Source organism: Streptomyces sp. NPDC046379 (assembly GCF_055587785.1).
In genome coordinates this window covers 155,497-174,782 of record NZ_JBVJFP010000011.1, presented here as the reverse complement: position 1 = coordinate 174,782, position 19,286 = coordinate 155,497, and the positions used below count along the sequence as shown (strand labels likewise).

Annotated in this window: 17 protein-coding genes; 6 read left to right on the top strand and 11 right to left on the bottom strand. The window is 73.2% G+C overall.

Annotated elements, in window-relative coordinates; all coding sequences use genetic code 11:
* Both ACZ6KF_RS20590 and ACZ6KF_RS20585 read right to left on the bottom strand, forming a co-directional pair.
* Positions 1-246 carry a hypothetical protein gene (locus tag ACZ6KF_RS20590; protein ID WP_356628905.1) on the bottom strand — a complete coding sequence of 82 codons (246 nt, stop codon included), beginning with the start codon at positions 244-246 and terminating at the stop codon, positions 1-3.
* Between the two features lie 105 nt (positions 247-351).
* Positions 352-1,641 carry an ROK family transcriptional regulator gene (locus ACZ6KF_RS20585; protein ID WP_469175008.1) on the bottom strand — a complete coding sequence of 430 codons (1,290 nt, stop codon included), beginning with the start codon at positions 1,639-1,641 and terminating at the stop codon, positions 352-354.
* Positions 1,642-1,913: 272 nt separating this feature from the next.
* On the opposite strand from ACZ6KF_RS20585, the gene ACZ6KF_RS20580 reads away from it, so the two are divergent.
* From ACZ6KF_RS20580 to ACZ6KF_RS20570, 3 genes are all read left to right on the top strand, one after another.
* Entirely contained in the window at positions 1,914-2,408 is a 495-nt protein-coding gene (locus ACZ6KF_RS20580) for an FBP domain-containing protein (RefSeq protein WP_356628909.1), read from the top strand.
* Between the two features lie 85 nt (positions 2,409-2,493).
* A complete protein-coding gene (locus ACZ6KF_RS20575; protein ID WP_356628911.1) occupies positions 2,494-3,747 on the top strand; it encodes an FUSC family protein in 1,254 nt (417 codons plus the stop codon).
* 53 nt (positions 3,748-3,800) lie between these two features.
* Positions 3,801-4,829: a hypothetical protein gene (locus ACZ6KF_RS20570; RefSeq protein ID WP_469157829.1), complete on the top strand. Its 1,029-nt coding sequence runs from the start codon at positions 3,801-3,803 to the stop codon at positions 4,827-4,829.
* Between the two features lie 14 nt (positions 4,830-4,843).
* On the opposite strand, the gene ACZ6KF_RS20565 is transcribed toward ACZ6KF_RS20570, so the two are convergent.
* The 9 genes from ACZ6KF_RS20565 to ACZ6KF_RS20525 form a co-directional block, all read right to left on the bottom strand.
* On the bottom strand, positions 4,844-5,569 hold the full coding sequence (locus ACZ6KF_RS20565; protein ID WP_469175010.1) for a DUF2470 domain-containing protein: 726 nt from the start codon (positions 5,567-5,569) through the stop codon (positions 4,844-4,846).
* 101 nt (positions 5,570-5,670) lie between these two features.
* Positions 5,671-6,504, bottom strand: coding sequence for a pentapeptide repeat-containing protein (locus ACZ6KF_RS20560; RefSeq protein ID WP_356628916.1), 834 nt, complete (start codon positions 6,502-6,504; stop codon positions 5,671-5,673).
* 89 nt (positions 6,505-6,593) lie between these two features.
* Positions 6,594-7,619, bottom strand: a complete 1,026-nt coding sequence (locus tag ACZ6KF_RS20555) for a LacI family DNA-binding transcriptional regulator (RefSeq protein WP_356628918.1) — start codon at positions 7,617-7,619, stop codon at positions 6,594-6,596.
* Positions 7,620-7,698: 79 nt separating this feature from the next.
* A complete protein-coding gene (locus tag ACZ6KF_RS20550) occupies positions 7,699-9,108 on the bottom strand; it encodes a BNR repeat-containing protein (protein ID WP_356628920.1) in 1,410 nt (469 codons plus the stop codon).
* Positions 9,109-9,136: 28 nt separating this feature from the next.
* Positions 9,137-9,457, bottom strand: a complete 321-nt coding sequence (locus ACZ6KF_RS20545) for an L-rhamnose mutarotase (protein WP_356628922.1) — start codon at positions 9,455-9,457, stop codon at positions 9,137-9,139.
* Between the two features lie 17 nt (positions 9,458-9,474).
* Positions 9,475-10,557: a rhamnose ABC transporter substrate-binding protein gene (gene rhaS, locus ACZ6KF_RS20540; protein WP_356628924.1), complete on the bottom strand. Its 1,083-nt coding sequence runs from the start codon at positions 10,555-10,557 to the stop codon at positions 9,475-9,477.
* 31 nt (positions 10,558-10,588) lie between these two features.
* Positions 10,589-11,599: an ABC transporter permease gene (locus ACZ6KF_RS20535; protein ID WP_469175013.1), complete on the bottom strand. Its 1,011-nt coding sequence runs from the start codon at positions 11,597-11,599 to the stop codon at positions 10,589-10,591.
* Positions 11,592-12,626 carry an ABC transporter permease gene (locus ACZ6KF_RS20530; protein WP_469175015.1) on the bottom strand — a complete coding sequence of 345 codons (1,035 nt, stop codon included), beginning with the start codon at positions 12,624-12,626 and terminating at the stop codon, positions 11,592-11,594. The genes ACZ6KF_RS20535 and ACZ6KF_RS20530 overlap by 8 nt, the downstream gene beginning before the upstream one ends.
* Positions 12,623-14,140, bottom strand: coding sequence for a sugar ABC transporter ATP-binding protein (locus tag ACZ6KF_RS20525; protein ID WP_469239531.1), 1,518 nt, complete (start codon positions 14,138-14,140; stop codon positions 12,623-12,625). The genes ACZ6KF_RS20530 and ACZ6KF_RS20525 overlap by 4 nt, the downstream gene beginning before the upstream one ends.
* A 305-nt stretch (positions 14,141-14,445) precedes the next feature.
* Here ACZ6KF_RS20525 and rhaI point away from each other — a divergent pair, with 305 nt between their 5' ends.
* From rhaI to ACZ6KF_RS20510, 3 genes are all read left to right on the top strand, one after another.
* Entirely contained in the window at positions 14,446-15,606 is a 1,161-nt protein-coding gene (gene rhaI, locus ACZ6KF_RS20520) for an L-rhamnose isomerase (protein ID WP_469239529.1), read from the top strand.
* A gap of 122 nt (positions 15,607-15,728) precedes the next feature.
* On the top strand, positions 15,729-17,768 hold the full coding sequence (locus ACZ6KF_RS20515; RefSeq protein WP_356628934.1) for a bifunctional aldolase/short-chain dehydrogenase: 2,040 nt from the start codon (positions 15,729-15,731) through the stop codon (positions 17,766-17,768).
* An 8-nt stretch (positions 17,769-17,776) separates the two neighbouring features.
* Positions 17,777-19,228, top strand: coding sequence for a rhamnulokinase (locus tag ACZ6KF_RS20510; protein ID WP_356629180.1), 1,452 nt, complete (start codon positions 17,777-17,779; stop codon positions 19,226-19,228).
* Positions 19,229-19,286: the final 58 nt, after the last annotated feature.

The window sequence follows — 19,286 nt, the reverse complement described above, 5'->3', positions numbered from 1 at the left end:
TCAGGCCGGGGACTCCTGCGGTCCCTCGTCGTCCCCCGGCTCCGGCTGCCGGCCGGTGCCGCCTTCGTCGGTGTCGGGGACGTCGGCGGAGGGGTCGGTGGGACTCGCCTTCTTCCCGGCCTCCCTGGCGATGCTCTGCGGGTTCACGTCCCACGGGTCGTCGCCCTCGTAGGTCTGCTGGTCGGGCAGGTCCCGCGGCAGCGGGTCCTCGCTGCGGCCCGGCTCCTCGTTGCGGTGGTCCGTCACGGTGTGCTCCCTCGGTACACGGGCCCGGGCGGTCCGTGCCCGGGCCCACGCGAGTACCTCCCGGGCGGGCGCGCGAAACAGCGTTCCGGGCCCGGGTCCCGGGGCTCAGTGCGAGGCCCGCTCCTCCAGCACCGCGTGCCACGCCGGGAGCGGCCCCTGCGGCGCGGGCTCGGGACGGCGGCCGCCGCGGGCGAAGAAGTCGGCCAGCGGGAGGATGGCGGCGCCCACGGTGACCGCGTCCGGACCGAGCCGGCCCAGCTCGATGGCGACCTTCTCGGCCGGGTGGCGCAGCGCGTAGGCGGTGGCGTGGCGGCGTACGGCGGGCAGGAAGCCGGCGCCGAGCTGGAGGCCGGCCCAGCCGCCGATCAGGATGCGCTCGGGCTGGAAGAGGTTGATCAGGTCGGACAGGCCCGCACCCAGGTACTCGGCGGTCTCCTCCAGCACGCCGAGCGCGACCGGGTCGGGCGCGGCGCCGTCCGGCGGGTAGGCGGCGGCGAGCATCGCGGTGAGCGCGGTCTCCTCGTCGGCGTCCCGGGGCGGCCGGCCGCCCGCCTCGCGCCAGCGCTCCAGCAGGGACTCGGCGCCCGCGTAGGCCTCCAGGCAGCCGAGGGCTCCGCAGCGGCACCGGCGTCCGCGCACCCGGACGGTCAGGTGCCCCCACTCGACGGCCCGGCCGTGTTCCACCTCGGGCGTGACCAGGCAGGCGCCGACGCCGGAGCCGAACAGCACCACGACGGCGTTGTCGGCGCCGCGTCCGGCGCCGAACCACATCTCGGCCTGGCCGAGCGTGCGCGCGCCGTTGTCGATGAAGTACGGGACGCCGTCGGGGAGCGGGGACGAGGAACGCAGCAGGGCCTCCAGCGGGACGGCGTCCCAGCCGATCGTCTGCCCGTGCACGACCGCGCCCCGGTCGTCGGTGCGCTCGACTATGCCGGGCACGCCGATGCCGACGCCCAGCAGCCGCTCGGGCGGCACGCCGGCGCCGGCCAGCACCTCGGCGACGCCGTCGCGGATGTGGCCGACGATGACCTCGACGTCGTAGCGCTGCTGCTCCAGCGGGCGCTCGGTGCGGGCCAGCTCGGTGAGGGCGAGGTCGAACAGCTCGACGCGGACCCGGGTCTCGCCGACGTCGACGCCGATCATGTGGCCGCTGGCGGGCGAGACCCGCAGCAGGGTGCGCGGCCGGCCACCGTCGGAGTCGACGCTGCCCGCCTCCTCCACCAGCCCGTCGGCGACCAGGTCGGCGACGACGTTGCTGACCGAGCCGGAGCTGAGGCCGGTCGCCGGGCCCAGCTCGAAGCGGCTGAGCGGCCCGTCGAAGTACAGCCGTTGCAGCACGGCCGTGCGGTTGGCCCGCCGCAGATCCCGCACCGTGCGCCCGTTGCGCCCCGCCATGTGGCTCCCTCCGAAACCCTGCCCGACCTGCAACATACCCCGCCCGGGTCATCGGGGGCGCTATTGCCCCACCCCTTAATTCACGCCGTGAGCTAAGCAGGGCGGTGCGAACGGCCGGGCCTGGCGGTGCGGCTCCAGGCTACGGCGTCGCCGACGGCCCGCCCGTGGCCGCCCCGGAAAATCGGTTGGCCCGGGCGCGCGGACGCCGCCTAACCTGGCCCGGGCCCGGAGATTCCGGGCCCTTCGTGCGGCGTTCTCCGGAGACCCCCCTCATGCGACCACTCACCGAGCAGGACATCCGCGGTTCGTTCGTGAACTGCTCGAAGGGCGAGGCCAAGCGCCTGCCCGTGCCGCGCGATCTCGCCGACCGGCCCTGGGAGGACCTGGACTTCCTCGGCTGGCGGGACCCGGGGGCGCCGGACCGCAGCTACCTGGTGGTCGAGGGGGGAGAGCGCCTCGTCGGGATCACCCTGCGCTTCCCGCCCGCGCAGCGCGGCTATCTGCACCGGAGCCTGTGCTCACTGTGCCTGACGACGCACCCGCGCGGCGGCGTGTCCCTGATGACCGCGCGAAAAGCGGGAGCGGCGGGCCGCGAGGGCAACTCGGTCGGCGTCTACATGTGCACCGACCTGGCCTGCTCCCTGTACCTGCGCGGCAAGAAGATCTCCGAGTCCGGCGCCCGCTTCGAGGAGAGCCTCACCCTCGACGAGCAGATCGCCCGCACCACGGGCAACCTCTTCGCCTTCCTGGACAAGCTCGGCGCCTGACCGCTCCCGCCCGGCGTTGCGCCACGTGACGGCAGTGCACTGGCGGGACGTTCGAGGTCCCTGGGGAACGGGAACAGGCCAAAGGATGCAAGTAGTACGAAAGTGGCCCGCCTCCCTTGCCCAGTCGCTGAAGCGGCATCGAGAACCCGTGGTCGTCCAGGCGTTCCGGTCGACCTTCGGGGCGACGCTCGCCTACGTCATCGCCCTACGGCTCAGTCCCGAGGCGGCCCCGCTGACCGCGCCGCTCACCGCTCTGCTGGTCGTCCAGGTCACGCTGTACGCCACCCTCACCAACGGCGTGCGCCGGGTGAACTCCGTGGTGGCGGGGGTGCTGGTCGCCATCGCGTTCAGCATGCTGGTGGGCCTGACGTGGTGGAGCCTGGCGCTGCTGATCATGGCGGCGCTGGCGGTCGGGCATCTGGTGCGGGTCGACGAGTACGTGCCCGAGGTGGCGATCAGCGCCATGCTGGTGCTCGGCGTCACCGCGCACGGGGACACCGCCTGGGCGCGGATCCTGGAGACGCTGATCGGCGCGGTGGTCGGGATGGGCGTCAACGTGCTGCTGCCGCCGCCGGTCTGGGTGGGCGAGGCCGGCGAGTCGATCGAGGGCCTGGCCCGCCGGATGCGGCAGCTGATGCTGCGCGTCGGCGAGCAGGCCGCCGGGCGCACCCCGTACGAGCGCGCGGCCGAGCGGCTGCACGAGGCGCGCCGGCTCGACCACGACATCGTGCAGGTGGACGCCGCGCTGCGGCAGGCCGAGGACAGTCTGCGGCTCAACCCGCGCGTGCGGGAGGGCGTGCTGCACCGGGTGGTGCTGCGCACCGGTCTGGACACGCTGGAGATCTGCACGGTCGTGCTGCGGGTCCTCGCCCGCTCCCTCACCGACCTGGCCAAGGAGCGGGAGCCGGAGCCGCTGTTCGAACCGCCGACGGGCGCCGTGGTGGAGCAGTTGCTGGCGGAGATCGCCGACGCCGTGGTGAGCTACGCGGTGCTGGTCACCACGCATGTCAGCGAGAGCGCCGAGTCGGCGGAGGAACGGCTGACGGCCGAGCTGCACACCGCCCGGGCCACCCGCGACAAGCTGGCCGACCTGTTCCTCGACGAGGTCCGCCGCGACCCCAGCCAGTGGCAACTGCACGGCGCGGTGCTGACCGAGGTCAACCGCATCCTGGACGAGATGGACACCGAGCACCGCTCCCGCCGGCTGCTGGAGGAACTGGACCGCTCCACCCGCGAGCAGCGCGAGCGGCTGCCGCGGCTGACCCGGCTCCAGGACCGGCTGCGCGCCCTGCGCCGGTCGCGGCGGAACCGCGGGGCCGCCGCGCGGCGTGCTGAGTGACGAGGTCGCGGGCGCCCGCCCGCGGGCGAGAGGGCGACGAAGGGGAGCGTGGGATGGCCGACGGCGGCGGCGTACGGATCGACGGGAACACTCTGCGGCTGCCGGGCGGGGCGGCGGTGCGGTTCATCCGCACGCTGCGGCTGCCCGAGACGGGCACGCACGCCCTGCCGCCCGGGCTGGGCGAGTTCCCGGTGCGCCGGGTCGCGGACTACCCGGACACCGTGCCGGAGCAGTGGCGGGCGCGCGGTGGCGTGATGCTGCCGGTGTACCTGCGCGAGGCGATGTGGCTGAGTTTCTCCGGCACGACGGAGCCGGCCGCGCTCCAGGTCGGGGTGGGCAAGGTGTGCGCGGTGTCCGGCCGGCCGTGGAGCGACCGGCTCTCCCGCGATCCGCAGAACTACGTCGTGCTGCCGCGCCAGCCGTGGCTGGACGGCATCAACTCGGGCAAGGGCACGGTGCGCCAGTTCGTCGCCGTTCCGCTCGGGCTCGGCGCGACGGTGGAGGGCCAGGTCACCGGCGAGGAGGTGTGGGGCGGCGTGCAGCTGCAGTCGTTCCCGCTGGGCGAGGGGGCGCTGGCCGTCTGGCGCGAGGCGCAGCGGCGGCTTGCGGAGCGTGCGCCCGCGGCGCCGATGATGGCCGCCGGTTTCGGCGCCCCGCCGCCCGCGCCGGGCGCGGCGCCCGCGGGCCGGCCGCGGGGCGCGGCGGCCATGGGGCTCGGCGTCGGCGGCTCGATGCGCCAGGAGGTGTACCGGGACGACCGGCCGCTGTCGGACTGGGCCGGCGAGCCGGCGGGGCGGGTCTTCGTGCATCTGGTGACGCCGCCCGAGTGGCGGCGGATCACCGGCGAGGCGCCGCCGCCGTCTCCGGTGGACCGGGCTGCGTACACGCGGGCGGGGCTGCCCTGGTTCGAGTACTACGACGAGGACGCGCTCGATCTCGACCCGACGCACACGCTGGGCGGGGTGAAGCCGGTGGGCGACTGGCTCGGCGACGACCACGAGCCGTGGCAGGACCCGGCGCCGTACCAGGTGAAGCCGCTGGGCGACGCGCCGGGCAAGCCGGTCCAGGATGGCGACTGGTAGCCGGCCGGCGGGCGTCAGCCGTCGCCGTCCGTGCGCTGCCGGTGCAGGGCGCGCGGGCAGGCGGCGGCGCTCGCCCGGGCCAGCAGGACGTGCATGCGCTCGGCGAGCTGGGCGACCCCGTCGGCGGGCGCGTGGAAGGCCAGGCGTACGTCGCCGTGGGCGCGGCGGCGTTCGATGCGCAGGGTCAGTCCGTGCCGGTCGACGGCGAGCGGCTGGACGCGGACCGCGCCGTGCAGGCTGCCCGGTTCCACGAGCCGGGTCAGCCGCTCGACGGCGTCGGGGTGGGCGGCGGCGAGGTGGGTGAGCAGTCCGGCCTCGGCGGTGGCCAGCGGGTCGGGGCGGGCGGCGGCGAACTCGTCCGGGTCGACGACCTCGGCGCCGGCGGTGCCGTGCAGCACGACGCGGGTGGGCCGGAAGGCGAGGCGGCCCTCCTCGACGGCGAACCAGCCGGCGAGCAGGACGCGGGCCCGGATGCGGTGGCGCAGCGGGACGGGCGCGACGTCGGCGAACTCCAGGACGGCGGACGGCTCGCCGCGCGGTGCGCACAGGGCGACGGCGAGCAGCGCGCTGTCGTCCGGTACGCGCAGGAGCACCCGGCCGTCGTCGGCGACGTCGTGCGCGCCGACGAGTTCCTCCCGGACGCCGTCCGTGCTCACGGCGCACGACCAGGCGGCGGCGAGCACCGAGCGGGCCCGTTCCGCCGCGGCGGGTGCGGCCGTCCGGGCTTGGCTGTCACGCATCCTCGACTCCTCATGATTAGGTAAGGCTCACCTAACCTATCGAAGATCGCGGCGCACGCCAACCGGGCACGTCCCAGGGTTTCCTGTTGAGGGATGGGGCGTTACGACCAGTGCGCGGGCCGGCGCAGCGACCGCGGCAACCGGGTGCCGGCCGTGCCGCGGGCCGCGTTGAGCTGCGGCTGGGTCAGGAAGAAGGCGCCGGTCAGATCGGCGTCCGTGAGGTCGGCGCCGCGCAGGTCGGCCCCGATCAGGTCCGCGCCGCGCAGATCGGCGCCGGTCAGGTCGGCGGCGATGAGACAGGCCCCGCGCAGGGTGGCGCACCGCAGGTCGGCCCGTCGGAGCCGGGCGCCGATCAGGTCGGCGCCCCGGCGCATCTTCCCGCGCCCGCGGACCCCCGCGCGGGCCAGCTCACTGGCCTTCAGCAGCAGGACGTCGACCTCCTGCCGGTGCGCGCCCACGTCCAGGGCGGCCAGCTCCTCCGCGGAGCGCAGGGTGAGTTCCTCGGTCCGCTCCAGGGCGTCGCGCAGATCGCCGTACAGCGGGCGGGCGGCGGGCAGGGCGAGCGCCTCGGTGAGATACCAGAGCAGCTCGTGGAGATGGCGTACGACGGGAAAGACGTCGAACATCCGGCGGGCGTGCTCACGGGAACCGGTGCGCCAGTCCTCGCCGCCGAAGGTGATCCGCGAGACCTTCTGGCCGGCGCCGAAGCAGTCGTAGACCGTGCACCCGGCGAAGCCCTCGGACCGCAGCCGGGCGTGGATGCCGCAGCGGTGGTCCTCGCGCAGGTTGCGGCAGGGCGTCCCGGCGGCCTTGTCCACCGCGAAGTCGGCGGAGGCGGCGAAGGGCAGGGCGACGCAGCACAGCCCGAAGCAGTTCGCGCAGTCGCCGCGCAGGGCGGCGGATCCGGCCGGGTCGCCGGGGTGGTCGTCGTGCATGGCGGCCAGCCTAATCGGCGCCGGAGCCCCGGAACGCGCCGGTGGGCCGCTGTCAGGGGCGCGAACGGCACGGCCGGCGGGCGGAGGCGTCAGCGGCCGGACAGGCTGGAGCGCCGTACCACCAGTTCGGGCTGGAGCACGACCCGCCGGTGCTCGTGCCGGACCGACCCCTCGATGCTTCCCGTCTCCTGGAGCAGCAGTTCGGCGGCGAGCGCCCCCAGCGTGACGGCGGGCTGCCGTACCGAGGTGAGCGGGACGGCGGCAGCGGCGGCGAACTCGATGTCGTCGTAGCCGACGATGGCGAGGTCGTCGGGGACGGAGACGCCGGCCGCGAACATGGCCTGGAGCACGCCGAGGGCGAGCAGGTCGTTGACGCAGAACACCGCCGTGGGGCGGTCGGCGAGGCCGAGGAGGCGGGCGCCCGCGTCCCGGCCCGCGGCGACGTCGAGCCGGTCGGTGGGCAGTTCGCGCAGCGCCTCGGGGCCGAGGCCCGCCTCCGCGAGCGCGTTCAGCGCGCCGGTGCGCCGGTCGCGGACCTGGTTGAGGGCGGGCGGCCCGCTGACGTACGCGATGCTGCGGTGCCCGGCGTCCACCAGGTGGCGCACGGCCAGCGCGCCGCCGGCGACGTCGTCCACGGAGACGGAGCACTCGGTGGCGCCCTCGGCGACCCGGTCGACGAGCACGAAGGGGATGTTGTGGCGGCGGAACGCCGCCATGTTGCGGCCGGTCGCGTCGGCCGGGGTGAGCAGCACCCCCCGCACCCGCTGCTCGGCGAAGAGGGAGAGGTACTCGGCCTCCTCGGCCGGGTCCTGGGCGCTGTTGCAGACCATCACGCCGAGTCCGGCGTCGCGGGCGGCCCGCTCCGCGCCGCGCGCCACGTCGACGAAGAAGGGGTTGCCCATGTCGAGGACGAGCAGGCCCATGATCCGGCTGCGGCCGGCGCGCAGTTGACGGGCGGACTCGCTGCGCACGTAGCCGAGCCGCTCGATCGCGGACTGCACGCGCGCGCGGGTCTCGGTGGCGACGGTCTCGGGCCGGTTGATCACGTTCGAGACCGTGCCCACGGAGACGCCGGCGGCGCGGGCGACGTCCTTGATACCCACGGACTGGGCCATCAGGCAGCGACCTCCAGGGAGACGAGGGGCGACGGGAGGGCCTTCACACTACCCGCACGCCGCCCCGGGCCGGTCACGCTCACGCGGGCAGCCGGAAGTCGACGACGCGGAGCGCGGACGGCGTCGTGCCGGTGGACCTCTCCTGGTACATGAACGACAGCACCCCGTCCTGTGCGACGCGGGTCTCGTCGGTCACGACCTCGCCGAAGGCGTTGAGTCCCGCCCCGTCGAACAGCAGCCGCCAGTCGGTGTGCCCGGACGCCTTGGAGGCGCCGGCGATCCGGCCGAAGGGGAGGATCGCGTAGGCGTTGTCGTACCTGTCCAGGATCAGCCGGGTCCGCTGGCTGGAGTCGAGCGGGACGGGGATCTCCGTCTTCTGCCAGGCGCCGGAGGCGGCCCTGCGCAGGTGGAACGCCCTGCCGCCCGCGGTGCGGTCGGCTACGTAGTTCGTGGTGCACTGGCCGAAGCGGCCGGGCACGTAGCTGATGATCGCGTGCGGCAGTCCGGCGGAGTCGGTGAACTGGCTCTCCTGGTTCATCAGGGAGTGGTCCGGGTTCAGCGCGTCCACCACCAGGCCGGGGTCGGTGACCTGCACGCGGTCGGCGCCGGTCGTGCCGACGACCGTGCCGGCGCTGTTGCGCCAGGTGCGGCCGCGGTCGTCGGAGTGGACGTAGCCGGTGTCGTGGTTGGTGATGCCGCCGCCGGAGCACATGACGGCGGCGTTCTGCTCGCGCCAGGTGAAGAACGCGTGCAGCCGGCCGGCCCGGTCGTAGTCGATGCCGTGCAGGTACATGTTGCGGGCGGTGCTGGAGCCGTGCTCGCTGGTGTACGTGCCGGTGGAACCGGACCACTCCCCCAGCGCGGTCCACCGCGAACCGTCGTACTCCGCCAGGCCGTTGCGGCCGTTGCCGGAGACGCCGGCCCGGTAGCTCAGCTGGAGCCCGCCCTCGGGGGTGGCGACGAACTGCGGGTAGGTGAACTGCGAGGTGAGGGCGAGCCCGTCGAGGGTGTTCCGGGGCGCGCCGAAGCGGCTCGCGGTCCAGCTCAGCCCGGTGGGGTCGTCCATGAGCCCGGCGGCGGACCTGACGTAGGTGAAGCCGTCGCTGTGGGAGTCCATGTTCAGATGCAGGCGGCCGTCGACGCGGGAGACGCCCATGGAGATGACGTTGTGGGAGTCGTCGTAGCGCAGGGTGTGACCGATCCTGACGGTCTGCCAGGTGGTCGCGCCCAGCGCCCGGCGGGCGACGACGGCGTTGCGGTCGGCGGTGTACCAGGCCGCGTACTGGTGGCCCTTGTAGGTGAGCAGGCCGTTCTTCTGGAACGCGTTGTTGTTGACCAGGCCGTTGTACGACACGAAGAACAGGGCCCGGGCGTCGAGCGTGGAGGTGCCGGTGCGGGTGACCGACGGGCCCGGGGCGGCGGCGCGGGCGCTGCCCGGCGCCGCCAGCGGGGCCAGCAGGGCGCTCGCCAGGACGGTGCGTCTTCTCATGAACGGACCTCTCTCCCGAACGGACCTGTCAGGCGAGGTGGAACACCTCGGTGAGCGGTTTCATCGCCTCGTCGGGGCGCGACCCGTCGAGGGACTCGAAGAAGGGCGCCATCTCCGCCTGCCACCGGGCGTTGACCTCGGTGGCCTCCATGCCGGCCCTGGCGGCCTCGAAGTCCTCGGTCTCCAGGTAGCCGACGAGCAGGCCGTCGTCGCGCAGGAAGAGGGAGTAGTTGTGCCAGCCGGTGGCCGAGAGCGCCTCGCGCATCTCGGGCCACACGTCGGCGTGGCGTTCGCGGTACTCGGCGATGCGGTCCTCGCGGACCTTGAGAAGGAAACAGACGCGCTGCATGACGTACCGCCCCGCTGCTAGAAGTCGTACTGGTCGATGTTGTCGGCGTTGAACACGGTCGGCTTGCCGAGGCTGATGACGCCGTCCTCGCCGATGGTGTACTCGCCCATGCCGCCGGCCGTGAAGGTCTCGCCCTCCTTGCCGGTGATCTGCCCCGAGACCAGCGCGACGGCGGTGCGCGCGGCCAGCTCGCCGAGCTTGGCCGGGTCCCACAGCTCGAACGCCTCGACGGTGCCGTTCTTGACGTACTTGCGCATGTCGTTGGGGGTGCCGAGGCCGGTCAGCTTGACCTTGCCCTTGTACCGGGAGCCGGACAGGTACTGGGCGGCGGCCTTGATGCCGACGGTGGTCGGGGAGATGATCCCCTTGAGGTTCGGGTACTCCTGGAGCAGGCCCTGGGTCTGCTGGAAGGACTGCTGGGCGTCGTCGTTGCCGTACGCGACCTCGACCAGCTTCATGTCCTTGTACTTGGGGTCCTCGAGCTCGTCCTTCATGAACTCGATCCAGGTGTTCTGGTTGGTCGCGGTCTGCGCGGCGGACAGGATCGCGATCTCGCCCCTGTAGCCGATCTGCTCGGCGAGCAACTGCACCTCGGTGCGGCCGAGGTCCTCGGCGGAGGCCTGGGAGACGAAGGCGTTGCGGCAGTCGGGCTTGGTGTCGGAGTCGTAGGTGACGACCTTGATGCCGTTGCTCATGGCCTGCTTCAGGGCGGTGCACAGGGCGCCGGGGTCCTGGGCGGAGACGGCCATCGCGTCGACCTGCTGCTGGGTGAGGGTGTTGACGTAGGAGACCTGGCCGGAGGTGTCGGTGGCGCTGGAGGGGCCGACCTCCTTGTAGCCGGAGCCCAGCTCCTTCAGGGCCGCCTCGCCGCCCTTGTCGGCGGAGGTGAAGTAGGGGTTGTTGACCTGCTTGGGCAGGAAGCCGACGGTCAGGCCCTTCTTGAGCTCGGCGTTCGGGTCGGCCCGGCCGGCCGCGGCGGCCGAGCCGCCCTCCCGGCTCACGTCCTCCTTCGTGGTGCCGCCGCAGGCGGTGGCGGCGAGGGCGAGCGAGGTGACGGCGGCGAGCGCGGCGCAGGCGCGACGCAGCGATGACTTGCGCATGACGGGGGTCCTTCGCGGAGGGAGGGGAGGGTCAGGGGGTGGGTGCGGGCGTCTTGCCCGGCGGTTTCGAGGCGGCCGCCCGCCCGGCCCGTGCCGCCGCGATCTGCCGGGCGGCGCGGGGGCCGAGGACGGACAGGACGAGCAGGACGCCGGTGACGACGATCTGCGACTGAGCGGAGACGTCCTGCAGACTCATCACGTTCTGCAACGCGCCGAGCAGGAACACGCCGGCGATCGCGCCGCCCAGCGTGCCCTTGCCGCCGTCGAAGTCGATGCCGCCGAGCAGCACGGCGGCGACGACGGACAGTTCGAGGCCGGTGGCGTTGTCGTAGCGGGCACTGGCGTAGTGCAGGGCCCAGAAGACGCCGGTGAGGGAGGCCATGAGGCCGGTCGCCGTGAACAGGATCAGCTTCTGCCGCCTGACCCGGATCCCGGCGAACCGGGCCGCCTCCTCGCTCGCGCCGATCGCGAACAGCGACCGCCCGAACGGGGTGGCGTGCAGGACGACCACGGCGACGATCAGCAGCGCCAGGAAGGGCGGGAAGGCCCGCGGCACGAACGTGTCGCCGACGCGGCCCGCCGCGAACTCCAGGTAGGGCGTGGGGAAGTCGGTCACCGCGTCCGCGCCGAGGACGATCTGCGCGATGCCCCGGTAGGCGGCCAGGGTGCCGATGGTGACGGCCAGGGACGGCAGCCCGAGCCTGGTCACCAGCAGCCCGTTGACCAGCCCGCACGCCGCACCGAGCAGCAGGCACACCGGGATGATCGTCTCGATGGTCATGCCCTGGTTCCACAGGGCGCCCATCACCGCGCCGGACAGTCCGGCGGTGGAGGCGACGGACAGGTCGATCTCGCCGGAGACGACGAGCAGCGTCATCGGCAGCGCGATCAGCGCGATGGGCAGGGTGTTGCCGATCAGGAAGGACAGGTTCAGGGCGTTGCCGAAGCCGTCCACGAAGGTGAACGACGCCAGCAGCACGGCGACGAGCAGCGCGCCGACGACCGTGTCCCAGCGGACCGCGCGCGTGAGGGACTCAGGCATGGCGGGCGTTCCTCTTCTTGAGGGCGGTGGCCACGCGCAGCGCGACCATCCGGTCGACCGCGATGGCGAGGAGGAGCAGGATGCCGTTGATCGCGAGCACCCAGACGGAGCTGACGCCTAGGGCGGGCAGCACGCTGTTGATCGACGTCAGCAGCAGCGCTCCGAGCGCGGCGCCGTAGACGCTGCCGGAGCCGCCGGTGAAGACCACGCCGCCGACCACGACGGCGCTGACCACGGTGAGTTCGTAACCGGTTCCGGTGCCGGAGTCGACGTTGCCGAACCGGGCCAGGTACATCGCCCCGGCGAGGCCGGCGAGGGCGCCGCAGAAGGTGTACGCGGCGAGGATCCGCCTGCGCACCGGGATGCCGGCGAGGCGGGCGGCCTCGGGGTTGGAGCCGAGCGCGTACAGCTCCCGGCCGCCGCCGAAGTGCCTGAGGTAGTAGGCGGTCGCCGCCAGCACCGCCAGCGCGATCATCGCGAGCCAGGGCACGGCCCACAGGCCGCCGGAGCCGAAGTCGACGAAGCCGCCGGGCAGGTCGGCCGCGGTGATCTGGCGGGATCCGACCCACAGGGAGTCGATGCCGCGGATGATGTAGAGCGTGCCGAGGGTGACGACGAGGGCGGGCACCTGGCCGAGGCTGACCAGCAGGCCGTTGAGGAGGCCGAAGCCGATGCCCAGGAGCACCGCGAGCGCCACGGCGACGACGGGGTCGCCGCCGCCCTGGAGGTGGGCGCCGGCGGCGAAGGCGCTGATGCCGAGGGTGGAGCCGACGGACAGGTCGACGTTGCGGGTGATGACGACCAGGGCCTGACCGGTGGCGACCAGCACCAGGATCGTGGCGTTGAGCAGCAGGTCCTTGATGCCCTGTTCGGACAGGAACGCGCTGTTGCCCGCCTGGGTGACGCCGATCATCACCAGGAAGACGGCCAGGATGGCCAGTTCGCGCATCTTGAACACGCGGTCGACCAGCCGGGTGGCGCCGGCCCGGGGGGTCTCGGCGACGGGGGCGGGGGTGGTCACCGTCATGCGGCGGTCCTCCCGGTGGCTGCAGCCATCACGGTTTCCTCGGTGGCTTCGGAGCGCGGGATCTCGGCGGTGAGCCGGCCCTCGTGCATCACCAGCACGCGGTCGGCCATGCCGAGGATCTCGGGCAAGTCGGAGGAGATCATCAGGACGGCCACGCCGTCGGCGGCCAGTTCGCCGAGCAGCCGGTGCACCTCGGCCTTGGTGCCGACGTCGATGCCGCGGGTCGGTTCGTCGACGATCAGCACCTTGGGGCCGGTGGCGAGCCACTTGGCGAGGACGACCTTCTGCTGGTTGCCGCCGGACAGGGTGGAGACGGCGTCGGCGATGCGGGCGTACTTCACCTGGAGCCTGACGGCCCAGTCCACGGAGCGGCTGCGCTCGGCGCCCCGGTCCACCAGGCCGGCCCGCACGGTCGTGCGCAGCCCGGTCAGGCCGATGTTCCGCTCGATGGACATGTCCATCACCAAGCCCTGGGCGCGGCGGTCCTCGGGGACGAGGGCGAGGCCCGCGGCCATGGCGGCGGACGGGGCGGCGTTGGGCAGCTTCCGTCCGTCGACCACGACCTCCCCGGCGTCGCGGCGGTCGATGCCGAACACGGCCCGGGCCACCTCGGTGCGCCCGGCGCCCACGAGTCCGGCGAGGCCGACGATCTCGCCGCGCCGCACCTCGAAGGAGACGTCGGTGAAGACGCCCTCGCGGGTCAGCCGCCGTACGGCGAGGGCGACTTCGCCGGGGCGGACGGCCTGCTTGGGGTACAGCTCGTCCAGGTCGCGGCCGACCATCCGGCGCACCAGGTCGTCCTCGGTCATGCCGTCGAGCGATTCGCCGGCGATCCGGGCGCCGTCGCGCAGGGTGGTCACCCGCCGGCAGAGCTCGAAGATCTCCTCCAGGCGGTGGGAGATGAACAGCACGGCGGCGCCCTGGTCGCGCAGGGTGCGGACGACGCCGAAGAGGCGGGCGACCTCGCTGCCGGTGAGGGCGGCGGTCGGCTCGTCCATGATCAGGACGCGGGCGTCGAAGGAGAGGGCCTTGGCGATCTCGACGATCTGCTGGTCGGCGATGGACAGCCCGCGGGCCGGCCGGTCCGGGTCGAGGTCGACGCCGAGGCGGCGCATGAGGGCGGCGGTCGCGGCGCGGGTGGCCCGGTGGTCGATCCGGCCGAAAGCGCGCCGCATCTGGCGCCCCATGAAGATGTTCTCGGCGATCGAGAGGTCGGCAAAGAGCGTGGGCTCCTGGTAGATCACGGCGATGCCGGCGTCGCGGGCGTCGCCGGGGCCGTGGAAGACGACGGGCTCACCGTCGAGCAGCACCTGGCCGGCGTCCGGCCGGTGCACTCCGGCGAGCGTCTTGATGAGGGTCGACTTGCCCGCGCCGTTCTCTCCGGCGAGGGCGTGCACCTCGCCGGGGAACAGTTCCAGGGACACGTCCCGCAGGGCCCGTACGGCGCCGAAGGACTTGGAGACGCCCTGCAGCGCCAGCACCGGGGCCGGTCCCGTGTCGGACGGGTGGGTCATGAGGGCTCCTCGACGACGCACAGGGGGGACGGCCGAGGCGACCCACACAACGTCGTGAAAGGTTTCAACAGGTTGCCGGGACGTTAGGCGCGCCGGATGCGTCGCGTCAATGGGGCCCTGTCGAAAAGTTTTCGAGAATCAGGGGCCAGGAGCGGTCACGAGAAGCAGGGTCTGTCACAACGCTTGACACCCCTCCGAGGGACTCATAGCTTGCCTCTTGAATCGTTTCACATCGTCGTTCGCAGACCGTTCAGCCACCGTCGTGTGCGCGGACTCGTTCCGACCTATGTCACAGGAGCCCAGCAGTGACCGATCTCGCCGCGGTGAAGGCCGCGCTCAGGACCCAGGCCGTCGAGACGCCGTCGTGGGCGTACGGCAACTCCGGGACCCGGTTCAAGGTCTTCGCGCAGGCCGGCGTGCCCCGCGACCCGCGGGAGAAGCTCCAGGACGCGGCCAAGGTCCACGAGTTCACCGGGGTCGCGCCGACCGTGGCGCTGCACATCCCCTGGGACCGGGTCGAGGACTACGCGGCGCTGGCGAAGTTCGCCGAGGACCACGGCGTCCGGCTCGGCGCGATCAACTCCAACACCTTCCAGGACGACGACTACAAACTGGGCAGCATCTGCCACCCGGACGCGGCGGTGCGCCGCAAGGCCGTCGACCACCTGCTCGAGTGCGTCGACATCATGGACGCCACCGGCTCGCGCGACCTCAAGCTGTGGTTCGCGGACGGCACGAACTACCCGGGGCAGGACGACGTCCGCGCACGTCAGGACCGGCTCGCCGAGGGCCTGGCCGAGGTGTACGAGCGGCTGGGAGAGGGGCAGCGGATGCTGCTGGAGTACAAGTTCTTCGAGCCGGCCTTCTACACGACCGACGTCCCGGACTGGGGCACCGCCTACGCCCACTGCCTCAAGCTCGGCGAGAAGGCGCAGGTCGTGGTCGACACCGGGCACCACGCGCCGGGCACCAACATCGAGTTCATCGTGGCCACGCTGCTGCGCGAGGGCAAGCTCGGCGGGTTCGACTTCAACTCGCGGTTCTACGCGGACGACGACCTGATGGTGGGCGCGGCGGACCCCTTCCAGCTGTTCCGGATCATGTACGAGGTCGTGCGCGGGGGCGGCTTCTCCTCCGACGTGGCGTTCATGCTCGACCAGTGCCACAACATCGAGGCGAAGATCCCGGCGATCATCCGTTCGGTGATGAACGTGCAGGAGGCCACGGCCAAGGCGCTGCTCGTGGACCGGGACGCGCTCGCCGCCGCCCAGGCCGCCGGGGACGTGCTGGAGGCGAACGCCGTGCTGATGGACGCCTACGACACCGACGTCCGTCCGCTGCTGCGCGAGGTGCGCGAGGAGATGGGGCTCGATCCCGAGCCGATCGCGGCGTACAGGGCGTCCGGGTGGGCCGACAAGATCGTGGCCGAGCGGGTCGGCGGTGAACAGGCCGGATGGGGGGCGTAGCCACCGAGTTCCGCACGCCGGGGCGTGACCGGCCCCGGTCCCCCGAGGGCGTCCCCCCGGCCTTCCTTTCGCTCCTCCTTCGACCGTCGTCGTGACCCTCGTCTGAAAAGGACTGAACCCACATGGCACCCCATCCCGAAGCCGCCGCCCTGCTCGCGCGGTCGCACCGGCTCGGCTCCGATCCCCGCAACACCAACTACGCCGGCGGCAACGCCTCCGCCAAGGGCACCGACACCGACCCCGTCACCGGCGGCGACGTCGAGCTGATGTGGGTCAAGGGGTCCGGCGGCGACCTCGGGACCCTGACCGAGGCCGGGCTGGCCGTACTGCGCCTCGACCGCCTGCGCGCGCTGACCGGCGTCTACCCGGGCGTCGACCGCGAGGACGAGATGGTCGCCGCCTTCGACTTCTGCCTGCACGGCAAGGGCGGCGCCGCGCCGTCCATCGACACCGCCATGCACGGTCTGGTGGACGCCGCGCACGTGGATCATCTGCACCCCGACTCCGGGATCGCGCTGGCCTGCGCGGCCGACGGGGAGAAGCTGACCGCCGAGTGCTTCGGCGACAGCGTGGTGTGGGTGCCGTGGCGCCGGCCCGGTTTCCAGCTCGGCCTGGACATCGCGGCCGTCAAGGAGGCCAACCCGCAGGCCGTCGGCTGCATCCTCGGCGGGCACGGCATCACCGCCTGGGGCGACACGTCCGAGGAGTGCGAGCGCAACTCGCTGCACATCATCCGCACCGCCGAGAAGTTCCTCGCCGAGCGCGGCAGGCCCGAGCCCTTCGGTCCCGTGATCGAGGGCTACGAGGCCCTGCCCGAGGCCGAGCGGCGGGAGCGGGCGGCGGCGCTGGCCCCGTACGTGCGGGCCCTGGCCTCCCAGGACAAGCCGCAGGTCGGGCACTTCACCGACAGCGACGTGGTGCTGGACTTCCTGGCGCGCGCCGAGCACCCGCGGCTCGCGGCGCTGGGCACCTCCTGCCCCGATCACTTCCTGCGCACCAAGGTCCGCCCGCTGGTCCTCGACCTGCCGCCCGCCGCGGACCCGGACGAGGCGATCGCGCGGCTGAAGGAACTGCACGCCGCCTACCGCGAGGAGTACGCCGCCTACTACGAGCGGCACGCCGAGCCCGGCTCCCCCGCGATGCGCGGGGCCGACCCGGCGATCGTGCTGATCCCGGGCGTGGGCATGTTCAGCTTCGGCAAGGACAAGCAGACGGCGCGGGTCGCGGGCGAGTTCTACGTCAACGCGATCAACGTGATGCGCGGGGCCGAGGCGGTCTCCGCGTACGCGCCGATCGAGGAGTCGGAGAAGTTCCGCATCGAGTACTGGGCCCTGGAGGAGGCCAAGCTGCAGCGGATGCCGAAGCCGAAGCCGCTGGCCACGCGGGTGGCGCTGGTGACGGGTGCGGGCAGCGGCATCGGGCGGGCCATCGCCGAGCGGCTGGTCGCCGAGGGCGCCTGCGTGGTGATCGCCGACCTCGACGGGGAGAACGCCGCCGCGGTCGCCGAGGAGCTGGGCGGCCCGGACAAGGCCGTCGCCGTGACGGTGGACGTCACCTCCGAGGAGCAGATCGCCGAGGCCTTCAAGGCGGCGGCGCTCGCCTTCGGCGGCGTGGACCTCGTCGTCAACAACGCCGGCATCTCCATCTCCAAGCCGCTGCTGGAGACCTCCGCCAGGGACTGGGACCTCCAGCACGACATCATGGCGCGCGGTTCCTTCCTCGTCTCGCGCGAGGCGGCCCGCATGATGATCGCGCAAGGGCTGGGCGGCGACATCGTCTACATCGCTTCCAAGAACGCCGTCTTCGCCGGCCCGAACAACATCGCGTACTCCGCGACCAAGGCCGACCAGGCGCACCAGGTGCGGCTGCTGGCGGCCGAGCTGGGCGAGCACGGCATCCGCGTCAACGGCGTCAACCCGGACGGCGTGGTGCGCGGCTCCGGGATCTTCGCGGGCGGCTGGGGCGCCCAGCGCGCGGCCGTCTACGGGGTCCCGGAGGACAAGCTCGGCGAGTTCTACGCCCAGCGCACCATCCTCAAGCGGGAGGTGCTGCCGGAGCACGTGGCCAACGCGGTGTTCGCGCTGACCGGGGGCGAGCTGACGCACACCACCGGTCTGCACGTCCCGGTCGACGCGGGCGTCGCCGCCGCGTTCCTGCGGTGAGTCCGGGCATCAGGTCGTACGCCGCGGTCGACCTCGGCGCGTCCAGTGGACGCGTCATGGTCGGCCGCGTCGGGCGGCACGAACTGGAACTGACCGAGGCGCACCGCTTCCCGAACCGGCCCGTGCGCGTGCCGGAGGGGCTGCGCTGGGACGTCCTGGGGCTGTACGCGGGCGTGCTGGAGGGCCTGCGGGCCGCGGGCGACCGCTGCGGGGGACGGCTGGACTCCGTCGGCATCGACAGCTGGGCCGTGGACTACGGGCTGCTGGACGCGGACGGGGCGCTGCTGGGCAATCCGGTGCACTACAGGGACGCGCGCACCGACGGCATCGCCGAGCAGGTGTGGGCGGCCGTGCCCGCCGACGAGCTGTACGCGGCGACCGGGCTGCAGTACGCGCCGTTCAACACGCTGTACCAGCTGACCGCGGCGAAGTCGTCGGCGCAACTGGCGCACGCCGAGCGGCTGCTGCTGATCCCCGACCTGCTGGCGTACTGGCTGACCGGGGAGCAGGGCACCGAGCTGACCAACGCCTCGACGACGCAGCTCGTCGACCCGCGCAGGCGCGACTGGTCGTACGACGTCGCGGCGCGGCTGGGCATCGACCTGAGCCTGTTCGCGCCGCTGCGCCTGCCGGGCGACCCCGCGGGGCTGCTGCGGCCGGAGGTGCTGGAGGAGACGGCGCTGACCGGTCCGGTGCCGGTGACGGCGGTCGGCTCGCACGACACCGCCTCCGCGGTGGCCGCGGTGCCGGCGTCCGGCGAGCGGTTCGCCTACATCTGCACCGGCACCTGGTCGCTGGCCGGCCTGGAGCTGACCGCGCCGGTGCTGACCGAGGAGAGCCGGGCGGCCAACTTCACCAACGAGCTGGGGCTGGACGGCACGGTCCGCTATCTGCGCAACATCATGGGTCTGTGGCTGCTCCAGGAGTGCGTGCGCGCCTGGGGCGAGCCGGACCTCGGCGAGCTGCTGCGGGCGGCGGCCCGGGAGCCGGCGCTGCGGTCGGTGGTGGACGCGGGCGACGCGGCGTTCCTCGCGCCGGGCCGGATGCCGGAGCGGATCGCCGAGGCGTGCCGCGCCTCGGGGCAGCCGGCGCCCGGGACTCCGGCCGGGATCACGCGCTGCATCCTCGACTCCCTGGCCCTGGCCCACCGGCGGGCCGTGGCGGACGCGCAGCGGCTCGCCGACCATCCGGTGGACGTGGTGCACATCGTCGGCGGCGGGGTGCGCAACGCGCTGCTGTGCCAGCTGACCGCCGACGCCTGCGGGCTGCCGGTGGTGGCGGGCCCGACGGAGGCGGCGGCCCTGGGCAACGTCCTGGTGCAGGCCCGGGCGCACGATCTGGTGGGCAACCGGGCCGACATGCGCCGCCTGCTCACCCGCACCCAGCCGCTCACCCGGTACGAGCCGCGCGGCGACGCGCAGGCGTGGCGCGCGGCCGAGGCACGGCTCGCCGGATCGTGAACCGGACCCCCCGGCCCTCGCGGCCCGCACTAACCTGCCCCCATCCGACCATCGACGA

Excerpts from the sequence above, each read along its gene's own strand:
- ACZ6KF_RS20585 (WP_469175008.1), bottom strand. The coding sequence starts at position 1,641 with ATGGCGGGGCGCAACGGGCGCACGGTGCGGGATCTGCGGCGGGCCAAC.
- ACZ6KF_RS20580 (WP_356628909.1), top strand. The coding sequence starts at position 1,914 with ATGCGACCACTCACCGAGCAGGACATCCGCGGTTCGTTCGTGAACTGC.
- ACZ6KF_RS20575 (WP_356628911.1), top strand. The coding sequence starts at position 2,494 with ATGCAAGTAGTACGAAAGTGGCCCGCCTCCCTTGCCCAGTCGCTGAAG.
- ACZ6KF_RS20570 (WP_469157829.1), top strand. The coding sequence starts at position 3,801 with ATGGCCGACGGCGGCGGCGTACGGATCGACGGGAACACTCTGCGGCTG.
- ACZ6KF_RS20565 (WP_469175010.1), bottom strand. The coding sequence starts at position 5,569 with ATGCGTGACAGCCAAGCCCGGACGGCCGCACCCGCCGCGGCGGAACGG.
- ACZ6KF_RS20560 (WP_356628916.1), bottom strand. The coding sequence starts at position 6,504 with ATGCACGACGACCACCCCGGCGACCCGGCCGGATCCGCCGCCCTGCGC.
- ACZ6KF_RS20555 (WP_356628918.1), bottom strand. The coding sequence starts at position 7,619 with ATGGCCCAGTCCGTGGGTATCAAGGACGTCGCCCGCGCCGCCGGCGTC.
- ACZ6KF_RS20550 (WP_356628920.1), bottom strand. The coding sequence starts at position 9,108 with ATGAGAAGACGCACCGTCCTGGCGAGCGCCCTGCTGGCCCCGCTGGCG.
- ACZ6KF_RS20545 (WP_356628922.1), bottom strand. The coding sequence starts at position 9,457 with ATGCAGCGCGTCTGTTTCCTTCTCAAGGTCCGCGAGGACCGCATCGCC.
- rhaS (WP_356628924.1), bottom strand. The coding sequence starts at position 10,557 with ATGCGCAAGTCATCGCTGCGTCGCGCCTGCGCCGCGCTCGCCGCCGTC.
- ACZ6KF_RS20535 (WP_469175013.1), bottom strand. The coding sequence starts at position 11,599 with ATGCCTGAGTCCCTCACGCGCGCGGTCCGCTGGGACACGGTCGTCGGC.
- ACZ6KF_RS20530 (WP_469175015.1), bottom strand. The coding sequence starts at position 12,626 with ATGACGGTGACCACCCCCGCCCCCGTCGCCGAGACCCCCCGGGCCGGC.
- ACZ6KF_RS20525 (WP_469239531.1), bottom strand. The coding sequence starts at position 14,140 with ATGACCCACCCGTCCGACACGGGACCGGCCCCGGTGCTGGCGCTGCAG.
- ACZ6KF_RS20515 (WP_356628934.1), top strand. The coding sequence starts at position 15,729 with ATGGCACCCCATCCCGAAGCCGCCGCCCTGCTCGCGCGGTCGCACCGG.